Source organism: Agromyces sp. G08B096 (assembly GCF_040267705.1).
Classification (GTDB): domain Bacteria; phylum Actinomycetota; class Actinomycetes; order Actinomycetales; family Microbacteriaceae; genus Agromyces.
Window position 1 is genome coordinate 1,143,262 of record NZ_CP158374.1, and the last position, 20,485, is coordinate 1,163,746.

At 73.2% G+C, this 20,485-nt stretch carries 20 protein-coding genes; 10 read left to right on the forward strand and 10 right to left on the reverse strand.

The window, feature by feature from the left end; translation table 11 throughout:
• Positions 1–30 precede the first annotated feature (30 nt).
• The 4 genes from ABIQ69_RS05650 to gndA all read right to left on the reverse strand — a co-directional run bounded on the left by ABIQ69_RS05650 (position 31) and on the right by gndA (position 2,653).
• A complete protein-coding gene (locus tag ABIQ69_RS05650; RefSeq protein ID WP_350349401.1) occupies positions 31–414 on the reverse strand; it encodes a hypothetical protein in 384 nt (127 codons plus the stop codon).
• Positions 411–752, reverse strand: a complete 342-nt coding sequence (locus ABIQ69_RS05655; protein ID WP_350349402.1) for a DUF202 domain-containing protein — start codon at positions 750–752, stop codon at positions 411–413. Before ABIQ69_RS05655 ends, ABIQ69_RS05650 begins: the two co-directional genes overlap by 4 nt.
• Before the next feature lie 9 nt (positions 753–761).
• Positions 762–1,118 (reverse strand): DUF202 domain-containing protein, encoded by a 357-nt coding sequence (locus tag ABIQ69_RS05660; protein WP_350349403.1) that lies wholly within the window; start codon positions 1,116–1,118, stop codon positions 762–764.
• A gap of 77 nt (positions 1,119–1,195) precedes the next feature.
• Positions 1,196–2,653: an NADP-dependent phosphogluconate dehydrogenase gene (gene gndA / locus ABIQ69_RS05665; protein ID WP_350349404.1), complete on the reverse strand. Its 1,458-nt coding sequence runs from the start codon at positions 2,651–2,653 to the stop codon at positions 1,196–1,198.
• A gap of 320 nt (positions 2,654–2,973) precedes the next feature.
• On the opposite strand from gndA, the gene ABIQ69_RS05670 reads away from it, so the two are divergent.
• Together ABIQ69_RS05670 and pth are read left to right on the forward strand one after the other, a co-directional pair.
• Positions 2,974–3,597: a 50S ribosomal protein L25/general stress protein Ctc gene (locus ABIQ69_RS05670; RefSeq protein WP_350349405.1), complete on the forward strand. Its 624-nt coding sequence runs from the start codon at positions 2,974–2,976 to the stop codon at positions 3,595–3,597.
• Between the two features lie 200 nt (positions 3,598–3,797).
• Positions 3,798–4,382: an aminoacyl-tRNA hydrolase gene (pth, locus tag ABIQ69_RS05675; protein WP_350349406.1), complete on the forward strand. Its 585-nt coding sequence runs from the start codon at positions 3,798–3,800 to the stop codon at positions 4,380–4,382.
• Between the two features lie 15 nt (positions 4,383–4,397).
• On the opposite strand, the gene ABIQ69_RS05680 is transcribed toward pth, so the two are convergent.
• Positions 4,398–5,096: a nucleotidyltransferase domain-containing protein gene (locus ABIQ69_RS05680; protein ID WP_350349407.1), complete on the reverse strand. Its 699-nt coding sequence runs from the start codon at positions 5,094–5,096 to the stop codon at positions 4,398–4,400.
• Positions 5,097–5,099: 3 nt separating this feature from the next.
• Entirely contained in the window at positions 5,100–5,888 is a 789-nt protein-coding gene (locus ABIQ69_RS05685; RefSeq protein ID WP_350349408.1) for an RNase H family protein, read from the reverse strand.
• 126 nt (positions 5,889–6,014) lie between these two features.
• Between ABIQ69_RS05685 and mfd the strand changes: the two genes are divergently transcribed.
• Positions 6,015–9,707: a transcription-repair coupling factor gene (gene mfd, locus ABIQ69_RS05690; protein ID WP_350349409.1), complete on the forward strand. Its 3,693-nt coding sequence runs from the start codon at positions 6,015–6,017 to the stop codon at positions 9,705–9,707.
• Between the two features lie 31 nt (positions 9,708–9,738).
• Here the strand turns inward: mfd and ABIQ69_RS05695 are convergent, their stop codons facing one another.
• Both ABIQ69_RS05695 and nhaA read right to left on the reverse strand, forming a co-directional pair.
• Positions 9,739–10,035, reverse strand: a complete 297-nt coding sequence (locus ABIQ69_RS05695; RefSeq protein WP_350349410.1) for a hypothetical protein — start codon at positions 10,033–10,035, stop codon at positions 9,739–9,741.
• A 14-nt stretch (positions 10,036–10,049) separates the two neighbouring features.
• Positions 10,050–11,252 carry a Na+/H+ antiporter NhaA gene (gene nhaA / locus ABIQ69_RS05700; RefSeq protein ID WP_350349411.1) on the reverse strand — a complete coding sequence of 401 codons (1,203 nt, stop codon included), beginning with the start codon at positions 11,250–11,252 and terminating at the stop codon, positions 10,050–10,052.
• A gap of 142 nt (positions 11,253–11,394) precedes the next feature.
• Here nhaA and ABIQ69_RS05705 point away from each other — a divergent pair, with 142 nt between their 5' ends.
• Positions 11,395–12,141, forward strand: a complete 747-nt coding sequence (locus ABIQ69_RS05705; protein WP_350349412.1) for a MazG family protein — start codon at positions 11,395–11,397, stop codon at positions 12,139–12,141.
• A 34-nt stretch (positions 12,142–12,175) separates the two neighbouring features.
• On the opposite strand, the gene ABIQ69_RS05710 is transcribed toward ABIQ69_RS05705, so the two are convergent.
• Positions 12,176–13,036 (reverse strand): NAD(P)-dependent oxidoreductase, encoded by an 861-nt coding sequence (locus ABIQ69_RS05710; protein WP_350349413.1) that lies wholly within the window; start codon positions 13,034–13,036, stop codon positions 12,176–12,178.
• Positions 13,033–14,478 carry a 2-isopropylmalate synthase gene (locus ABIQ69_RS05715; protein ID WP_350349414.1) on the reverse strand — a complete coding sequence of 482 codons (1,446 nt, stop codon included), beginning with the start codon at positions 14,476–14,478 and terminating at the stop codon, positions 13,033–13,035. Before ABIQ69_RS05715 ends, ABIQ69_RS05710 begins: the two co-directional genes overlap by 4 nt.
• Positions 14,479–14,645: 167 nt before the next feature.
• On the opposite strand from ABIQ69_RS05715, the gene ABIQ69_RS05720 reads away from it, so the two are divergent.
• The 6 genes from ABIQ69_RS05720 (at position 14,646) to ABIQ69_RS05745 (ending at position 20,461) form a co-directional block, all read left to right on the forward strand.
• Positions 14,646–15,323: an FCD domain-containing protein gene (locus tag ABIQ69_RS05720; protein WP_350349415.1), complete on the forward strand. Its 678-nt coding sequence runs from the start codon at positions 14,646–14,648 to the stop codon at positions 15,321–15,323.
• A 65-nt stretch (positions 15,324–15,388) separates the two neighbouring features.
• A complete protein-coding gene (hisS, locus tag ABIQ69_RS05725; protein ID WP_350349416.1) occupies positions 15,389–16,651 on the forward strand; it encodes a histidine--tRNA ligase in 1,263 nt (420 codons plus the stop codon).
• 83 nt (positions 16,652–16,734) lie between these two features.
• Complete coding sequence (eno, locus tag ABIQ69_RS05730) at positions 16,735–18,015, forward strand: phosphopyruvate hydratase (protein WP_350349417.1); 1,281 nt, start codon at positions 16,735–16,737, stop codon at positions 18,013–18,015.
• 81 nt (positions 18,016–18,096) lie between these two features.
• A complete protein-coding gene (locus ABIQ69_RS05735; protein ID WP_350349418.1) occupies positions 18,097–18,672 on the forward strand; it encodes a septum formation initiator family protein in 576 nt (191 codons plus the stop codon).
• Positions 18,669–19,202, forward strand: a complete 534-nt coding sequence (locus ABIQ69_RS05740; protein ID WP_350349419.1) for a DUF501 domain-containing protein — start codon at positions 18,669–18,671, stop codon at positions 19,200–19,202. The genes ABIQ69_RS05735 and ABIQ69_RS05740 overlap by 4 nt, the downstream gene beginning before the upstream one ends.
• Entirely contained in the window at positions 19,199–20,461 is a 1,263-nt protein-coding gene (locus ABIQ69_RS05745) for a S8 family serine peptidase (RefSeq protein WP_350349420.1), read from the forward strand. Before ABIQ69_RS05740 ends, ABIQ69_RS05745 begins: the two co-directional genes overlap by 4 nt.
• The last annotated feature ends 24 nt before the right edge of the window (positions 20,462–20,485 follow it).

A 20,485-nucleotide genomic window follows, 5' to 3' on the forward strand; every position in this document is an offset into this window, starting at 1 on the left:
CACGGCGAGCACGGGCGGCCGTGTGCGACGTCAGACGCCGCGCTCGCCGGGAAGCGGCGCCGCCGGCACCGACGGCACGAGGCCGAGGTTCGCGATCACCCGGTCGCCGCCCGGCCGTTCGGCGGTGCAGATCCAGCCGGGGCCGGCCGGCCCGAAGACCTCGAACGACACACGTGAGCCGGTGGCGTGGTCGTCGAATCGTGCCACGGTGATCCGGCAGGCGCGGTCGGCCGAGCTCTGCGCGACGGCGGCGAGCGACAGCACGAGGGGGGCGACCATCGCGACGAGCGCGACGACGACGACCCAGCGGAGCATCCGCTGACGGCGGGCGCCGCGCACCGGACCGGCCGCGTCGTCGGCGCCGTCGTCGGGACCGCCCGGCGCGAGCTCGGGCGGCAGCCCGCCGCCGCTCACGTCGCGCTCCGTTCGACGAGCACCGAGGCGACGCCGCCCGCGGCGGCGAGCACGGCGGCGGCCGTCACCCCGGCGAGGGCGCCGCGCGGCGGCGTGATGGTCAGCTCGGCGCCCGCGAGCTGGCGACGGCGGACCGCCGCGATCACGACGACCGCGCCCGCAGTGCCGAACAGCAACACGCCCACCGCCACGAGCCACGGCTCCCCGGCCACGAGGCCGGCCCGCAGCGACAGCAGCGCGTTGGCCGCGACGGCGAAGGCGGTACGGCTCCACGACAGGGCCGTGCGCTCGGGTTGGAGACCCGGGTCGGCGGTCGCGGCGAGGCGGAAGGGCGGCATGGCGACGGATCAGCTCGGCAGGAGGAGGAAGACCGTGAGGACCGCGGCCGTCACGAGGCAGACCACGGCGAGCACGACGATCACCCAGCTGTACGGCAACGGGCGTCCGTGGCGGATCGCGATCTCGTTCGCACGCCACCTCGTATACGCGAGCACGCTGAGGATCGCCGCCATCACGCCGAGGACGACCGCGAGGATCACGACGGCCGAGCGCGGCCCGAGCCCGACGGTGAACTGGTGCAGCAGCACGCCGCCCGCGAGCAGCGCGAGCGCCGTGCGGATCCAGGCGAGGAAGGTGCGCTCGTTCGCCAGGGTGAACCGGTAGTCGGGATCTTCGCCCTCACGTCGCCAGGCCGGCTCGCGCATGCCCACCCCCTCGTCGTCGGAGGGCGACGGCCCGGCGGTGGCGACCCGCCGGCCGGGCGTCGCCCGTCAGCGGCAGCCTAGTGCGACGACGGGGTCGTCTCGATTTCGGAGCGGTCGCCCGACCAGAGGGTGTGGAACACGCCGGGCTCGTCGACCCGCTGGTAGGTGTGCGCGCCGAAGAAGTCGCGCTGACCCTGGATGAGCGCGGCGGGCAGGCGCTTCGCGCGCAGCCCGTCGTAGTACGCCAGCGAGGAGGAGAACGCCGGAGTCGGGATGCCCGCCTGCGCGGCCGTCGCGACGACCCGGCGCCAGCTCTCCTGCGCGCCGGCGACGGCGTCGCGGAAGTACGGCGCCACGACGAGGGCGACGAGTCCCGGGTCCTCGGCGTAGGCCTCGGCGATGCGGTTCAGGAAGCGGGCGCGGATGATGCAGCCGGCGCGCCAGATCTTCGCGATGTCGCCCTTGTGGACGTCCCAGCCGAACTGCTCGGCGCCGGCGACGATCTCGTCGAAGCCCTGCGAGTACGCGATGATCTTCGACGCGTACAGCGCTCGGCGCACGTCCTCGATGAAGGCGTCGGCGTCGTCGACGGTCCAGTCGCCCGAGGGGCCGGGCAGGTCGGCCGCCGCGTCGCGCTGCGCGCGCTTGGACGACAGGCTCCGCGCGAAGACGGCCTCGGCGATGCCGGAGGTCGGCACGCCCAGGTCGAGCGCGTTCTGCACCGTCCACGCGCCCGTGCCCTTCGCGCCCGCGGCGTCGAGGATGACGTCGACGAGCGGCTCGCCGGTCTTCGCGTCGACCTGGCGGAGCACCTCGGCCGTGATCTCGATGAGGTAGCTCTCGAGCTCGCCGGTGTTCCACTCGGAGAACACGTCGGCGATCTCGGCGGGCGACTTGCCGGTGCCCTGGCGGATGAGGTCGTACGCCTCGGCGATGAGCTGCATGTCGGCGTACTCGATGCCGTTGTGCACCATCTTCACGAAGTGGCCGGCGCCGTCGGTGCCGACATGCGTGACGCACGGCTCGCCGTCGGGGGCGACTGCGGCGATGGTGCGGAGGATCGGCCCGAGCGTCTCGTACGACTGGGCGGTGCCGCCGGGCATGAGGGACGGGCCGTTCAGCGCGCCCTCCTCGCCGCCGGAGACGCCCATGCCGACGAAGTGGATGCCGGTCGGCGCGATCTCGGCCTCGCGGCGGATCGTGTCGTGGAAGTTGGCGTTGCCGCCGTCGACGATGATGTCGCCCGGCTCGAACCGGCTCACGAGCTCGGAGATCACCGCGTCGGTGCCCTTGCCCGCCTGCACCATGATGACCGCCGTGCGGGGCTTGGCGAGCGAGGCGACGAACTCGTCGTAGCTCTCGCTCGCGACGAACCCGGCCTCGGGGTGCTCGCCGGTGAGGGTGCGCGTGCGCTCGGGGGAGCGGTTGAAGACCGCCACCGTGTTGCCCTCGCGGCTGGCGAGGTTTCGGGCGAGGTTGGAGCCCATGACGGCGAGGCCGACGACCCCGATGTTCGCGCTGGCGGTTTCAGGCACTGACAACTCCTCGTGCAGAAGGCGGATTCGCTTCCCAGCGTAGTGTCCGCACCCTCACCGTTGCGCCCTGTTGCCGTGAGCCGGGTCCGCCCGTCGCGGGCTCGCGGGCGGCTGCGTGCGCGCGGCGACCCATCAGGTAGACTGACCCACTGAACTTCGGCGAGGGATGCCTCGCGCCGGGCGTGCCCGGCGAGGCATCCGTGATCGACGCGGTGGAAGGCTCACGGCACTTCCTCACGCTCCAGCGGCTGCGGCCGTGCGTTCGAGTTGAAGACACACCCATCATGAATCGGGCCGGTGAGCCCTGAAGGAGGTCCGCAATGGACGAGGACAACAAGATCGAGGCCGGCGTCCGCGAGTCGTTCGGCAAGGGTGCGGCGCGCAAGCTCCGCGCGGCCGGCAAGGTCCCCGCGGTGCTGTACGGCCACGGCACCGACCCCAAGCACCTGACGCTGCCCGCGCACGAGACGGGCCTGCTCATCCGCAAGGCGAACGCCGTGCTCGACCTCCAGATCGAGGGCAAGAGCCAGCTCGCGCTCGTCAAGGACGTCCAGAAGGACCCGGTGCGCCAGATCATCGAGCACCTCGACCTCATCGTCATCAAGCGCGGCGAGAAGGTCCAGGTCGAGGTCCCGGTGCACGTCGAGGGCGAGCCCGCGGCCGGCACCATCGCCGACCTCGACGCGCACACGCTGCTGCTCGAGGTCGAGGCCACCCACATCCCCGAGAACGTCGTCGTCTCCGTCGAGGGTCTCGAGGAGGGCGCCCAGATCCACGCCGGCGCCGTCGAGCTTCCGAAGGGCGCGACGCTCGTGAGCGACGCCGAGACGCTCGTCGTGAACGTGCACACCCCGCAGAAGGTCGACCTGGGCGAGGAGCCCGCGGCCGAGGAGGCCGCCGAGGCCGAGGCGCCCGCCGAGGAGTCGGCCGAGTCCGCCGAGTAATCCACTCGCATCCCTCCGGCCCCGGGCCCGCCGTCGCGGCGGACCGGGGCCGGTTGCGTCGGCGGCGTCGGGCGACCCGCGTCCGCCGACCACCCGGGCCGCCCGGGTACCCTCGATGAGGGCCCGCATGGGTCCGATTCCCCCGATCGGAGTGCGATATGGCGTGGTTCCGCCGGGCGCACGCACGGAAGGACCTGGCGATGGCCGAGAACACCTGGCTGGTCGTGGGCCTCGGCAACCCCGGCGCCCAGTACGCGGGCAACCGCCACAACGTCGGCCAGATGGTCGCGGACGAGCTGGCGACCCGGCTCGGCGCGGCGTTCAAGAGCCACAAGACCCCGTCTCGGATCGCCGAGGGCTTCGTCCGCCCCGGCGGGCCGAAGCTCGTGCTGGCGAAGCCGAACAGCTACATGAACACCTCCGGTGGCCCGGTCTCGGCCCTCGCGAAGTTCTACGGTGTGCCGGTCGAGCGGCTCATCGTCGTGCACGACGAGCTCGACATCCCCTTCGACACCGTGCGTCTCAAGCGCGGCGGCGGCCACGGCGGCCACAACGGGTTGCGAGACATCCAGAAGGCGATGGACTCGCCCGACTTCACGCGCGTGCGCGTGGGCATCGGGCGCCCGCCCGGCCGGCAGGACCCGGCCGACTTCGTGCTGAAGGACTTCGCCGGGCCCGAGCGGCAGACCCTGCCGAACCTGCTCGCCGACGCGGCGGACGCGGTCGAGGCGATCGTGGAGGACGGGCTCGTGGCCGCGCAGCAGCGCTTCCACGCTCCGGCGTAGGCGCGTCTCGCCCGCTCAGCGGACGAATCCGGTGTGCAGCCGGCCCCCGGCAGCGTTCAGCTCCGCGAAGGCCGCCGCGGCGAACGCATCGACCTCGCCCGCGAGATACGGGTCGACGAGGCGCGCAGCCCGCTCGGCGTCCCACGCCCGCAGTTCTCGGGCGAGGTGTTTGCCTGCACCCAGCCACCGGTGATTCGTCACCAGCGCGAGCTCGGCGACCCGCTGCAGCAGGGTGTCGGCGACGATCCGTCGCTCGAGCGGGTCGGCGGTGTCGGCCAGGTCGTCGAGCAGATCGGTGATCGCGTAGCGCAGCAGGTCGATCTCGTGCGGTGCGGGCCGGGGTCCGCTCGCCATGATCGGGGCCCACACTCCGCGGAGCGCATCGAGCCGGCGGTCTCCGCGCAGCGTCCGGCCCTGCAGCAGCATGCGCACGATCACCGGCCGCCACTCGGCAACGCCGCGACGCGCCCAGTGGTCGAAGCCCTCGGGTGTGTAGGCGAAGACCTCGATCGCCTCGCCCTCGTGCGCGAATGTCGCGGCGAGACTGTCGGCACCGTCGCCCAGGAACCCGTCGTCACCGAGCAGGAGCAGATCGATATCGCTGGTGGGCGTGCGCTCGCCGCGTGCCGTGCTGCCCGCGACGATCACGCTCGTCGCTCCGGGGAAGCGCTCCGCGGCGAACCGCCCGACGAGCCCGTCGTACACGTCCTGCATGGTTCAGATCAGGCCGCGGAGGAAGTCCTCGGGGCTCGTGCCCGCCGCCCTCGCACGCTCGACCAGCCGCGTGTGCTCCTCGGTCGTCAGTTCGAGCGTCATCGTCAGCCAGTCGGCCGCCGGGTCGTCGAAGTCGAACAGCGCGGCATCCGCCGTGAGCGGGGACTCGTCTGCGGCCGGCTCGGCGAGGGTCGCGCGTGCGGCGTCGGCCTCGGCGGCGGTATCGGCCTCGGCGGCGGTATCGGCCTGCGCTGCCGCGTCGGCCCGCGCCGCGACGTCGGCCTCGGCGACCGCCTCGACGACCTCGGCCGGGGCGTCGACGGCCTCGCACGCGCCCGTCCAGCCGGGGCCCGCGGGGATCTCCGCGCCGCGCTGGTAGGCCGTCGCGACCGCACGGGCGCGCGCGTCGGCCGCCTCGTTGAGCTCGTGGCCGACGTGCCCGCGCACCCACTCGAACCGGTAGCGCCGACCCGCCAGTGCCGCGTCGAGCTCCTGCAGCAGGTCGACGTTCATGACCGGCTTGCCGTCGGCCTTCCGCCAGCCCTTGCGCTTCCAGCCCGCCATCCACTTGGTCACGGCGTTGATCACGTACTGGCTGTCGCATTGCACGAGCAGCTCGTCGTCGAGGTGCGCGGTCGCGCGGAACAGCTCGAGCACGGCCTTCAGCTCGCCCTGGTTGTTCGTCGCGTGCTTCCACCCGCCCGCGGCCCAGCACCCCTCGTCGACGTACCAGGCCCAGCCCGCCGGGCCCGGGTTGCCGAGCGCGGATCCGTCGGCGGCGGCGATGATCATGCGGGTGGGTCCTTCCGTCGGCGGGTCGTGCGGCGCCCATGCTACCGGCGTGCGCCGACGGGGGAGCGACCTCGCGGCGGGGCAGCCGGAGCCGGGCGTGTCGGCGGCGGCGCGTAGACTGCTCCGGTGAGTCTGCAGGGTCTAGCCACCGCGCTGTCGCGCGCCGACACGGTCGACCGGGCGCTCGCCGAAGCCCTCCGCAGCGCCGATTTCTCGGCGCCGACCGGGCTCGATCCCGCGTTGCTCGCGGGCCTGCTCGAACGTCGCTCCGCCGCGGGTCTCCCGCCGGCGATGCTCGTCATCACGCCCACCAGTCGTGAGGGGGAGGCGCTGCGCGCCTCGCTCGCCCCGTACCTGCCCGGCGCCGAGCTGCTCGAGTTCCCCGCGTGGGAGACGCTGCCCCACGAGCGGCTGAGCCCGTCGGCTGAGACGGTCGGCCGTCGGCTGCACGCCCTCCGCCGGTTCCGCGAGTGGAGTGCCGCGCGCGAGGCCGGCGATGCGGGGCATCCGCTCGTCGTCGTGGCATCCGTGCGCGCCGCGCTGCAGCCGCTCGCCGACAACCTCGGCGATCTCGAGCCGATCGTGCTGACCCCCGGTGGCCGCGGCCACGACCTCGCGCGCATCGCCGAGCAGCTCGTCGACCTCGCGTACGCGCGCGTCGACATGGTCTCCCGACGCGGCGAGTTCGCCGTGCGCGGCGGCATCCTCGACGTCTTCCCGCCGACCGCCGACCACCCGGTGCGGGTCGAGTTCTTCGGTGACGAGGTCGAAGAGCTGCGGGCCTTCTCCGTCGCCGACCAGCGTTCGCTGCCCGAGCCCGTCGACCGCGTCGAGCTGGCGCCCAGTCGTGAACTGCTGCTCACCCCCGGGGTGCGGCAGCGGGCGCGCGAGATGCAGCACGAGTTCCCGACGCTCGCGGGCATGCTCGAGAAGCTCGGCGAGGGCATCCCCGTCGAAGGCATGGAGTCGCTCGCGCCGGCGCTCCTCGACCGGCTCGTCCCGCTCACGCACTACCTGCCGACCGGCGCCGCGGTGGCCGTCGTCGAGCCCGAGCGGGTCGCGAGCCGCGCCGCGAACCTCGGCGAGACGAACCGCGAGTTCCTCGCGGCGGCCTGGAGCGCGGCGACGCTCGGCGCCGAGGCGCCGATCGACCTCGCCGCGGGCGACTTCCTCACCGTCGGGGCCCTGCGCGAGGCCGCCCAGTTCAGCGCCCCCGGCGAACCCGACCCGCAGCGCGTGTGGTGGACCCTGTCGGCATTCGACGCGGGTGAAGCCGGCGAGGACGCCGCCGCCGATCCCGCCTCGGGCGGCTCGTCCTACGTCAGGCTCGCCGCGTCGGCGATGCCGAGCTTCCAGGGCAACGTCGACGGCGCGGTCCAGCACGTGGCCGGGCGACTCCGCGACGGGTGGAGCCTCGTCATGGCCGCCGCCGGGCTCGGACTCGTCGAGCGCGCCCGCGATGTGCTCGCCGAGCACGGCCTCGCCGGCCGCATCGTCGACGAGGTGCCCGCCGAGCTGGAGCCCGGCGTCGCCTACCTCGTGCAGGCCGATGCGGCGCGAGGGTTCGAACTCGCGGAGGCGAAGCTCGGGCTCATCGCCGAGGCCGAGTTCTACGGGCGCAGCGCCGGCTACGACGCCCGTCAGGGCAAGAAGCTCGCGAGCCGCCGCCGCAACGTCGTCGACCCGCTGCAGCTGAAGGCCGGCGACTACGTCGTGCACTCGACGCACGGCATCGGGAAGTTCGTCGAGATGGTGCAGCGCGAGGTCGCGACGGGCACCCGCCCGAAGGGCCCGAGCCGAACCGCGGGCATCCAGCAGCAGCCGACGGCCGTCCGCGAGTACCTGGTGCTCGAGTACGCGCCGTCCAAGCGCGGTCAGCCGGGCGACCGGCTGTTCGTGCCCATGGACCAGCTCGACCTGCTCTCGCGCTACGTGGGCGGCGAGGCGCCGTCGCTGTCGAAGATGGGCGGCAGCGACTGGGCGCAGGCCAAGGGCCGGGCGCGCAAGGCCGTCCGCGACATCGCCGTCGAGCTCGTGAAGCTGTACTCGGCCCGCATGGCCGCCAAGGGGCACGCGTTCGGGCCCGACACGCCCTGGCAGCACGAGCTCGAAGAGGCGTTCCCGTTCGCCGAGACGCACGATCAACTGCAGACCATCGACGAGGTGAAGGCCGACATGGAGCGGCCCATCCCGATGGACCGGCTGCTCGCGGGCGACGTCGGCTTCGGCAAGACCGAGGTCGCCGTGCGCGCCGCGTTCAAGGCGATCCAAGACGGCAAGCAGGTCGCGATGCTCGTGCCGACGACCCTGCTCGTGAAGCAGCACCTCGACACATTCGCCGAGCGATACGCCGGCTTCCCCGTCCACGTGCGCCCGCTCAGCCGGTTCCAGACCGACAAGGAGGTGCGCGAGACCCTCGCCGGCCTCGCCGACGGCACCGTCGACATGGTCATCGGCACGCACCGCATCCTCACCGAGCAGGTGAAGTTCAAAGACCTCGGGCTGCTCATCATCGACGAGGAGCAGCGGTTCGGCGTCGAGCACAAGGATGCGCTGAAGAAGCTGAAGACCAACGTCGACATCCTCGCGATGAGCGCCACACCCATCCCGCGGACGCTCGAGATGGCGGTCACGGGCATCCGCGAGATGTCCACGCTCGCGACACCCCCGGAAGACCGCCACCCGATCCTCACGTACGTCGGCCCGTACACCGACCAGCAGGTCGCGGCGGCCATCCGGCGCGAGATGCTGCGCGAGGGCCAGGTCTTCTTCGTGCACAACCGGGTCTCCTCGATCAACCGGGTCGCGGCGCAGCTGGCCGAGCTCGTGCCCGAGGCGCGCATCGCCGTCGCCCACGGCCAGCTCAACGAGCACGTGCTCGAGCAGATCGTGAACGACTTCTGGGAGCGCAAGTTCGACGTGCTCGTCTCGACGACGATCATCGAGACCGGCCTCGACATCTCCAACGCGAACACGATCATCATCGACCGGGCCGACAAGTACGGCCTGTCGCAGCTGCATCAGCTGCGCGGCCGTGTGGGGCGCGGGCGCGAGCGCGCGTACGCCTACTTCCTCTACGACCCGAACAAGCCGCTCTCCGAGACCGCGCACGACCGGCTCTCCACCATCGCGACGAACAACGAGCTCGGCGGAGGCATGCAGATCGCCCTGAAAGACCTCGAGATCCGCGGTGCCGGCAACCTGCTCGGCGCCGAGCAGGCCGGCCACATCGCCGGGGTCGGGTTCGACCTGTACCTCCGGATGATCGGCGAGGCGGTCTCGGCGTTCCGCGGCGAGGTCGCCGAGGGGCAGACCGAGCTCCGCCTCGAGCTGCCGGTCGACGCGCACATCCCCGAGGAGTACATCGGCAGCGAGCGCCTGCGCCTCGAGGCCTACCAGAAGCTGTCGGCCGCGAGCGGCCCGGCGGCGAAGGAGGGGCAGATCGACGCGGTGCTCGAAGAGCTCGTCGACCGCTACGGCGAGCCGCCCGAGCCGGTCGAGCACCTCGTGTCGATCTCGCGGCTGCGTCGCCAGGCGCAGCTCGCCGGGCTCAGCGACCTCATCGCGACCGGCACGAAGCTGCGGATCGCCCCGGCGAAGATCCCCGACTCGCGGCGGGTGCGCCTCGAGCGGCTGTATCCGGGCGCGAAGCTGTTCGCGCAGAACGACGTGATCCTCGTGCCGTTCCCGACTCCGGGCGGCGAGGCCCCGGGCGATGCCGACCTGATCGAGTGGGTGTCGCGCCTGCTCACCGCGATCTTCCCGGTCGAGCCGGCGCCGCCCGCCGAGCCGGCGGCGAGCGCCGCGACGACGGCCTGAGCAACGACCCGGCCAGCCGAGGTCTGCGGCGCTACGGCGCCAAGTGCCCCCACTCGGCGAGGAACTCCTCGACGCTCATGCGGTCGAGGTCGGCGCGGATCTCGAGCAGGAGCCGATCGGCCTCCTCGAGCGACCCGGCCGGGGTGCGGAGCACCGGGGCATCCGTCTCGCGGCGCACGACGACGAGATCGGCGACCGACGGGCCGCCGAGCCCGGTCGCCTCGCCGAGGGTGAGCACCGCGAAATGGAGCGCCTTGCGCAGCCCGCGGTGGCGGGGCGGGCGCAGTTCGGCGGCGAGGTGGCGGCTGGCCGGGTCGTCGGAGCGCACGGACCCAGTCTGCCTCACCGGGAGAAGGCGCCGCCGACGCCCGCACGAGCGCCGCGCTGCCGCCGGTAGTGCCGGGAGCGAGCCGAGACGGCGATCGCCGACACCACGATCGCGACGCCCGAGCCGAGCAGTACGGCGAGCGTGCCCTCGTCGGCGACGCCCGGGTGGCGGGCGAAGGCGAGCTCGTTCATCAGCAGCGACACGGTGAAGCCGACGCCGCCGAGCGCGCCCACGACCGCGAGGTCCGCGAAGGTCAGCGGCGTGCCGGAACGCCGTCGCGCCACGAGGCCCGAGAGGCCGCCGACGAGGGTGATGCCCACGATCTTGCCGACGGGGAGGCCGACGAGGATGCCCCAGAACGCCGGGTCGAGTTCGGAGGGGCTCACCTGCGGGACGGGCACCATCGCGGCGGTGAGGGCGAACAGCGGCAGGATGACGCCGTTGGACCACGGCTCGAGCGTGTGCGCCGACCGGCCGCCGGGGCGGCGCGCCATGACGAGGCCGAGCGCGACGCCGGCGATGGTCGCGTGCACGCCCGACTGGAAGACGAAGTACCAGGCGAGGACGCCGAGGATGACGAGGAGGGCGACGATCGGCCATTGCGGGCGGCGGGCGAGGATCCACGCCGAACGCGGCTTCATCACGCGGCTGACGGCACCGAACAGGGCGATCGCGATGCCGGCCAAGCCGAGGGCGGCGAGGTCGACGTCGGCGGTGAAGAAGAACGCGATGATGAGGATCGCGATGAGGTCGTCGATGACGGCGAGGGCGAGCAGGAACACGCGCACCCGCATCGGCAGCCAGCGTCCGAACACGGCGAGGATGCCGAGCGCGAACGCGATGTCGGTGGCGGTCGGGATGGGCCAGCCGTTGGCGGTCTCCGTGCCGCCCGCGAACGCGAGGAACACCAGGGCGGGAACGACGACGCCGCCGACGGCCGCGATCGCGGGAAGCAGCGCCTTCGACAGCGAGTTGAGCTCGCCGATGACGAGCTCGCGCTTCAGCTCCACGGCGACGATGAAGAAGAAGATCGCGAGCAGCCCGTCGCTGATCCAGTGGCCGACCGAGAGCTCGAGGCCGAGCCACGGCAGGTCGAGGTGGGCGTGCTTCAGCTCGACGAGCGCCGACCCGAACGGCAGGTTGGCGAGGAGCAGGCCGAGGCTGGCCGCGGTGAGGAGGAGGATGGCGGCGAGCCGCTCGGATCGGAGGACGTGCATGTGGCCCCTGTTCGGTCGGCCCGGTCTGGCGTCGACGCACCGGGTCGCTGACGGATGTCGGCGCTCGCGCGCCGGCCGACCAGACTTCCCGGCTCCCCGGGCGTCAGTCTACCGGCGGGCTCCGGCGACGTAGGCTGGCCGCATGTCGGATGCCGCGAACCCTGCCCCCGGCGAGCGCGGTGCGAGCCCGCACCCGGGGCTCGACGAGCTCGTCGCGACCGTCGCGCTGCTGCGCGCCCCGGGCGGGTGCCCGTGGGACGCCGAGCAGACGCACGAGAGCCTCGTGCAGTACCTCGTCGAGGAGTGCTGGGAGCTCGTCGAGGCGATCGAGGCGGGCGATCGGGCCGAGATGATCGAGGAGCTCGGCGACGTGCTCTACCAGGTGCTGTTCCACGCCGATCTCGCGGCGCACACCGACGGCGAGCGGTTCGACATCGACGACGTCGCCCGGCATATGACGGCGAAGATGGTGGCGCGGCATCCGCACGTCTTCGGCGACCGCGAGGCGGCGACCGCCGAAGACGTCGTCGCATTCTGGGACGAGCTGAAGGCCGACGAGAAGCCGCACCGCACGAGCGTGCTCGACGGGGTTCCGAGGGGCATGCCCGCGCTGGCGCTCGCTGCGAAGATGCTCGGCAAGGCGGAGAAGGCGGGCGTGCACGTCGCGCCGGGTGCGGATGCCGCGCCGCGGCCGTTCCCCGACGACGAGGCGGGCCTCGGGGAGGAGCTGCTCCGCCTCGTCGCGACGGCGAGGTCGCGGGGGCTCGACGCCGAGCGGGCGCTCCGCGGTGCGCTCCGCGGGCTCGAGGACGAGGTGCGAGCCGCCGAGGCGAGCGGGGCGGCCGGGGCGGCCGGGGTGGTCGACGCGCCTCGCGGCGCGGCGACCTGACCCGACCGCCATCGACTCGGGGCCGCGGCCTGCGTCAGCCGCGCCCCAACCCGTCGCGCCACGACGGGTGCGCCGGCCGCCAGCCGAGCCGACGCGCCGCGGCGTTGTCGGTCACGCGCGCGGGTCCGCGCGACCCGGTCCGCGGCGTCCCGGCGAAGCCGGCCCGGCGCGCGAGCACGGCGGCCCACTCGTCGAGCTCGGTCGGGTCGTCGTCGACGAGATCGACGACGCCGGGCGGCCAGTCGAGTGCGGCGACGACGCCGGAGGCGGCGTCGTCGACGTGCAGCCAGTTCGTGGTCGGTGCGATGGCGTCGACGACGCCGTCGCGGGCGAGCGCGGTGAAGGCGCCGTCGGCGGCGTACCAGGTGCCGGGGCCGTAGAGCAGCCCGAACCGCAGCACGACGCCGCCCGGGTGGGCGAGCGCGGCGTGTTCGAGCGCGGCGACCGGCGCGTCGTCGGGCGCCCACGAGATGCTCTCCGCGATGATCCGGCGGGCCCCGGCCGTCGTTGCGCGCGCGAAGAGCGCCGGCGCGCCCTCCTGCCGCAGCCGGGCGTTGGCCGCGTAGTCGAGCGAGGCGAGATCGGTGGCGAGGAAGACGACGGTCGTCGGGCGCACGGCGTCGAGGACCTCGTCGATCGAGTCGGGGTCGAGCACATCGAGCACCGCGCCGTGCGCGCCGTGTCGCTCGACGGCGGCCAGCCGGCCCGTGCGACGGGTCGTGCCGTGCACCTCGTGCCCGGCGGCCACGAGGGCGCGGGTGGTCGGCGCGCCGAGCACGCCCGTCGCGCCGACCACGAGGACGCGCTCCCGGCCGGCAGGAGGTGTGGAGGGGGCGGCGGAACCGGCGGCGGAGGCTCGCCCGGCCGCGGTCCGCTCCGCGTTCGAATCGCTCACGCCGCCGATCCTTCCACCGAGCGGCGGTAGAGCGCGACGATCTCATCGGCACCGAGTTCGGCGCCCGTGCGCTCGGCATGCTCCTGGACGACGGCGGCGAACGCCCGCTCCGCGGCCGGGTCGAGCACCACCCCCGTCTCGCGCTCGAGCAGGTAGCCGATGCCGCCCTTGCCCGACTGGCTGTTGACCCGGACGACGGCCTCGTAGCTCCGGCCCACGTCGGCCGGGTCGATCGGCAGGTACGGCACGTCCCACGGGGCATCCCGTTCGTCGAGGCCGAGCTCGGCGGCGCGGGCGGCGTGGTGCGCGAAGCCCTTGCGGATCGCATCCTGATGCGTGCCCGAGAAGGCGGTGTGCACCAGGTCGCCCGCGTAGGGGTGGCGCACGTGCACGGGCAGGCGGTTGCAGTGCTCGACCGTGGCCCGCACCTCGTCGAGCCGCGAGAAGTCGATCATCGGGTCGACGCCCTGGGCGTGCAGGTTCAGGCCGAGTGTCACGAGGTCGACGTTGCCCGTGCGCTCGCCGTTGCCGAAGAGGCATCCCTCGACCCGCTGCGCGCCCGCGAGCACGGCGAGCTCGGCGCAGGCGACGCCCGTGCCGCGGTCGTTGTGCGGGTGCACCGACAGGATGACCCCGTCGCGCCGGGGGAGGTTGCGGTGCATGTGCTCGATCTGGTCGGCGTAGACGTTCGGGGTCGCGACCTCGACCGTGGCGGGCAGGTTGAGAATCACCGGGCGATCGGGCGAGGCGTCCCAGATGTCGGTGACGACGTCGGCGAGCTCGAGCACGAAGTCGGGCTCGGTGAGGTTGAAGACCTCGGGCGAGAACTCGAACCGCACGCGCGCGTCGTCGCCCGCGGCACGACGCACCCGCGCGCTCTCCTCGGCGACGAGCGCCGCGAGCTCCTGCCGGTCGCGGCGCAGCACGCGGTCCCGCCAGGCGGGGGCGGTCGCCACGTAGAGGTGCACGACGACGTCGTTGCGGATGCCTCGGATCGACTGCATCGTGCGCTCGACGAGCTCGCGCCGGGCCGGGGCGAACACCACGAGGGTGACGTCATCGGGGGCCTCGTCGGTCTCGGCGAGCAGGCGCACGAAGTCGTAGTCGGTCTGCGAGGCCGACGGGTAGCCGATCTCGATTTCGGTGTAGCCCATGCGCACGAGCTCGCGGAAGAAGCGCAGCTTGCGCTGGGGGTCCATGGGCTCGGCGAGCGCCTGGTTGCCGTCGCGAAGGTCGACGGGCACCCAGAGCGGCGCGCGCTCGATGCGGGCCGACGGCCACCGGCGGGCCTCGGGCTCGGGCACGGGGACGCGCGCGAACACGTCGCGGTAGCGGTGCGACGGCATCGCCGAGGGGCGCTGCCGGTTCCAGCGCGGCGCGGCCGGAAGGGTCGGCGCGGCCGGAACGGTCGGCGCGGCGGTGGACGGGGTGGGTTCGGTCATGACGGATGCTCCTTGCCTGGTGTCGGACGACCGGCCTGGAGACGAACCCCGCGTCGAGGCAGCCGGTCGGTCAGCCCTCGCCGCGGCGGCGAAGGAGGAGGAGACCGTGGAACTGCATGTCGGGTAGGCTAGCGCAGGTCAGGTTGTCAGACAAGTAGGGATGCCACGTGGTGAGACTCGCGCTCCGGTCGCTACCCGTCCAGGCTGCGGAGCAGCTCGAGGCGCGCATCGTCGCGGGGGAGTGGCCGGTCGGCTCGCGGCTCCCCGGCGAGACCGCGCTCGCCGCCGAGCTCGGCGTCGCTCGCTCGACGGTCCGCGAGGCCCTGCGCATGCTCGTCGTCCGCGGCCTCGTCGAAAGCCGCCAGGGCGCGGGCAGCTTCGTGCTGCGCGAGCACGCCGACCCCGACTGGGCGCTCGCCGTGCGCCGCGCCCGGGTCGAGGAGGTGCTCGAGGTGCGCGAGGCGATCGAGGTGCAGGCCGCGCGGCTCGCGGCCCGACGCCGCGACGACGACGACCTCGCGCGCCTGCGCGACGCGCTCGAGGCCCGCGCCGCCGCCGTCGTCGACGGCGACGACACCGCGTACGTCGATGCCGACCTCGCCGTGCACCACGGCATCGTTCTGGCCGCGCACAACGATCTGCTGGCCGCCCTCTTCGACGAGGTGCGGCCGAGGCTGCGTTCGGTCATGCTCGAGATGCTCGCGCTCGGCTCGGCCGATCCCGCGTACCGCGCCGACCAGGCCGAGCACGAGGAGCTCGTCGCGGCGATCGCCCACCGCCGCGACGAGGAGGCGGCCGCGCTCGCCGAGGCGCACTTCGCGGCGATCAGGCGACGGCAGCGCTGACGGCCGGCGTCGCACGGGGTTCCCGCCGCGCATCCGGCGCGCGCCGGACTGGAAGAATGGTCGGCATGGCCGCTTCCGTCACCCCGCCGCGCGGCATGCGCGACTTCCTGCCCGCCGAGAAGGCCCGCCGCGAACACGCCCTCGGCGTGATCCGCCGCGTGTACCGCTCCCACGGCTTCGACGAAATCGAGACTCCCGTCATGGAGGAGGCCTCGCGCCTGCACGCCGGCCTCGGCGGCGACAACGAGAAGCTCGCCTTCGCGGTCATGAAGCGCGGCCTCACTCCCGACGACCTCGCCGCGGCCGCGGCATCCGGCGACGCGCTCTCGCTCGCCGATCTCGGGCTGCGCTACGACCTGACGGTCCCGCTCGCGCGCTTCTACGCCACCCACCAGGCGGCGCTGCCGCCCGTGTTCCGCTCGATCCAGATCGCACCCGTGTGGCGGGCCGAGCGACCGCAGAAGGGGCGCTACCGCCAGTTCGTGCAGTGCGACATCGACATCATCGGCGAGCCGGGCCGGCTCGCCGAGCTCGAGCTGCTCACCGCAACGGTCGCGGCCCTCGACGAGCTCGGACTCGCCGGCTGCGTCATCCGGCTGAACGACCGGCGCATCCTCGCCGGCATCCTCTCGTCCTGGGGTGTCCCCGAGGACCGCCGCGAGCGCGCCCTCATCACCATCGACAAGCTCGACAAGATCGGCCCCGACGGGGTCGCGATCGAGCTGCGCGAACTCGGCGTGACGGAGGCGGATGTCGCGGACGAGCTGCGCGCGCTGGCGGGCGCGGACTGGCACCTCGCCGACGGCGTCGTGCCGCCGCCCGCGTGGCTCGACCTCGACGCGTACGCCGACCTGCGGGAGCTCCGCGACGCCCTGCCCGGCGCGGCGATCGAGTTCGACCCGACCCTCGTGCGGGGCATGGGCTACTACACGGGCACCATCTTCGAGATCGCCCACCCCGACTTCGGGTACTCCCTCGGCGGCGGCGGCCGGTACGACCACATGATCGGGCGGTTCCTCGGCCGCGAGGTGCCCGCGTGCGGCTTCTCGATCGGGTTCGAGCGCATCGTCGACCTGCTCGCGGTGGCCGACGCCGACCGTCCGCGCGCCGTGGTCCTGGTCCACGACGCCGACGTCCCGGCCGCGACGCTGATCGCGCTGAAGACCGAGCTCGTCGCGTCGGGGGCGCGTGTGCGGCTCGAGCGGCGGGCGAAGAACCTGCGGGCCCTGCTCGACCGGGTGACGGCCGACGGCTTCGACGCGTTCGCGACCGTCGACGCCGGGACGACGGATGCCTCGTCGCTGTCGTTCCGCGACCTCGGCGCGTAACCGGCCCCCGCGCCACCCCTAGACTTGCTGGCGGATCACGACGGAGTCGTCCGAAGCCAGTTCCCATCACAGAGGAGATCACTGTGGCATTCATCGAAGCTGTAGGCGCCCGCGAGATTCTGGACTCCCGCGGCAACCCGACCGTCGAGGTCGAGGTGCTGCTCGACGACGGTTCGCTCGCGCGCGCGGCGGTGCCCTCCGGCGCCTCGACCGGCGCGTTCGAGGCGTACGAGCTGCGCGACGGCGACGCCGACCGCTACCTCGGCAAGGGCGTGCAGAAGGCCGTCGACGCCGTGCTCGACGACCTCGGTCCCGCGATCGAAGACCTCGACGCCGCCGATCAGCGTCTCGTCGACGCCGCCCTCATCGAGGCCGACGGCACCGAGAACAAGAGCCGCCTGGGCGCCAACGCTATCCTCGGCGTGAGCCTCGCGGTCGCGAAGGCCGCCGCCGACTCGGCCGACCTGCCGCTGTTCCGTTACCTCGGCGGCCCGAACGCGCACGTCCTGCCCGTGCCGATGATGAACATCATCAACGGCGGCGCGCACGCCGACACCGGGGTCGACATCCAGGAGTTCATGGTGCTGCCGATCGGCGCGCCTACCTATTCCGAGGGCCTCCGCTGGGGCGTGGAGACCTACCACGCGCTGAAGAGCCTGCTGAAGTCGAAGGGCCTGTCGACCGGCCTCGGCGACGAGGGCGGCTTCGCGCCCGACTTCGAGCACAACCGTGCCGCGCTCGACTTCATCTCCGAGGCGATCGGCAAGGCCGGCTTCACGCTCGGCACCGACATCGCGCTCGGGCTCGACGTCGCGGCGACCGAGTTCTTCGACAACGGCGTCTACCGCTTCGAGGGCAAGGACCGCACCTCGGCCGAGATGAGCGCGTACTATGCCGAGCTCGCCGACGCCTACCCCCTCATCTCCATCGAGGACCCGCTGGCGGAGGACGACTGGGAGGGCTGGGCCAAGCTCACCTCGACCCTCGGCTCGAAGCTGCAGCTCGTGGGCGACGACCTGTTCGTCACGAACCCCAAGCGCCTCGCCGACGGCATCGCGCGTCACGCGGGCAACTCGATCCTCGTGAAGGTGAACCAGATCGGCACCCTCACCGAGACCCTCGACGCCGTGAAGCTCGCGCAGCGCGCGGGCTACACCGCGGTGCTCTCGCACCGGTCGGGTGAGACCGAGGACACCACGATCGCCGACCTCGCGGTCGCGACCGACTGCGGCCAGATCAAGACGGGCGCGCCCGCCCGGAGCGAGCGGGTCGCCAAGTACAATCAGCTTCTGAGGATCGAAGAAGAGCTCGGCGACGCCGCGGTGTACGCGGGCCGCTCGGCGTTCCCGCGCTTCACGGCGTAACAGGCCCCGGAGGCATCGGGACGGGGGCGGCCGAACGGCCGCCCCCGTCCGTCGTTCCGGGCCGACAGCTGAGGAGGCGAGATGAGTGCAGCACCCCGGCGCCCGTCCGACCCCTCGCGACCCGGCCGGAAGGCGACCGGCGCCCGGCGCGCCGAGTCCGAGCCGGCGAAGCCGCCCCGCCGCGAGGCCGCCCCGGCGAAGGCGCCTCATGGGCCGGCCGTCGGCGCGGTGCGATCGGGCTGGCTGAGTGGCATCCGGCTCTCGGGCTTCTCGGTCATCATGATGGGCGTCATCGTCCTCGCCGTCGTCGTCCTCGCGCCCACCATCGCCGCCTTCGCCGAGCAGCGCCGGCACATCGCCGAGCTGCGCGCCGAGGTCTCCGCCCAGGAGGCCGAGGTGCAGGAGCTGCGCGAGCAGCGCGAACGCTGGAACGACGAGACCTTCATCATCACCCAGGCGCGCGAGCGCCTCTCGTACGTGCTGCCGGGGGAGGTCAGCTACCTCGTGATCGACGATCGCACCGAGGCCGCGAAGGCGGAGACCGGCGCGCCCGTCTCGGCCGAGGTCACCGAGCGGAAGGGCGACTGGATGCGCACCCTGCTCACCTCCGTGATGACGGCGGGCCTCGCGCCCGACGCGGCAGGAGCGGGCGGATGACCCGGCCGCCGTTCGAGCCCGTCGCCGAGCGCGACATCCGCATCGTGTCGGCCCAGCTCGGCCGCCCCGCCCGCGACGTGGTCGGCATCGCCGCCCGGTGCGTGTGCGGCGCCCCGACGGTCGTCTCCACCAAACCGCGGCTGGCCGACGGCACCCCGTTCCCGACGTTCTACTACCTGAGCCACCCGGTGGCGACGGCGGCGATGAGCTCGCTCGAGGCGGGCCAGCTGATGGTCGAGTGCAACGAGCTGCTCGCCGCCGACCCCGAGATCGCGGCGGCGTACGCCCGCGCGCACGACGACTACCTCGCCGACCGTGCGCACTACGGCGAGGTCGCCGAGATCGCCGGCGTCTCGGCCGGCGGCATGCCGACCCGGGTGAAGTGCCTGCATGCGGTCGCCGCGCACGCGCTCGCGGCGGGGCCCGGCGCGAACCCCATCGGCGACCTCGCGCTCGCCCGCTCCACGTGGAGCCCCGACGTGTGCCAGTGCCCCGACTACGGGCTGGGTGACGAGGAGCCGTCGGCGTGACCCGGCGCCGCCTGCTCGGCACCCTCGCGACCGTCGCTGCGACGGTCGCGCTCCTCGGCGTCGGAGCGGCCCCCGCCCACGCCGACCTCGTCCGCGACCACGAGTACTGGCTCTCCGAGTACGGCTTCACCAACGCCTGGACCACCTCTCGCGGCAGCGGGGTGAAGGTCGCCGTCATCGACACGGGGGTGAACGGCAACGTCGCCGAGCTCCGCGGCGTCGTCGTCGACGGCACGGATGTCTCCGGCATCGGCTCGGCCGACGGTCAGACGCCGGTGGGCTCCGACGACGAGCACGGCACGATGGTGGCCTCGCTGCTGGCGGGCCGCGGCACGGGGGAGGGCAACGGCGTGATCGGCGTCGCGCCCGAGGCATCCCTGCTGTCCGCCTCGGTCGCCTTCGGCACCGAGACGGGCGCGGCGAAGTCGAACGACGACCAGATCGCCGAGGCGGTGGTCTGGGCGGTCGACCACGGGGCGGATGTCATCAACATGTCACTGACGCGGAACACGCGCGACTGGCCCGAGAGCTGGGACGCGGCGTTCATGCACGCGTTCGAGAACGACGTCGTGGTCGTCGCCGCGGCCGGCAATCGCGGCAGCGGCACGAGCGAGGTCGGCGCGCCCGCCACGATCCCCGGCGTGCTCACCGTCGCGGGCGTCGACCGCGAGCAGAACGCGAGCTTCGACGCGAGCTCGCAGGGCATCACGATCTCCGTCGCCGCGCCGAGCGAAGACCTCGTCGGTGTGCTGCCCGACGGCAGCTACTCCATCTGGGACGGCACGAGCGGCGCGGCACCGCTCGTCTCCGGGCTGGTGGCGCTCGTGCGGGCGGAGTTCCCCGACCTCGACGCGGGGAACGTCATCAACCGCATCATCAAGACGGCGCAGCCGAAGGGCGACACCGTGCCGAGCCCCCTCTACGGGTACGGGCTCATCGACCCCGTCGCCGCGCTCACGGCCGAGGTCGCCGCGGTCGACCAGAATCCCGCCGACCAGCTGGCGGACTGGATCCGGCTGCACCGGCGCGCGGCGGGCGAGGCGACGCAGACCCCGCAGGCGCCCGAGACCATCACCCCCATCGCCGACCCCGTCCTGCCCGGCTCCGACAGTGCGAAGACGCTGCTGCCGACGCCGTGGACCCTGGCCTACATCACGGTGCCGCTCTCGCTGGTCGCCGGATTTGGTACGCTAGCAGCGCTGTTGGGCATCGGCGCCACTCGGCACACCAAGCGGACTGCACGCAGTCGCGAGCAGTGATCGCATACCTGAGAGTTCAAGGAG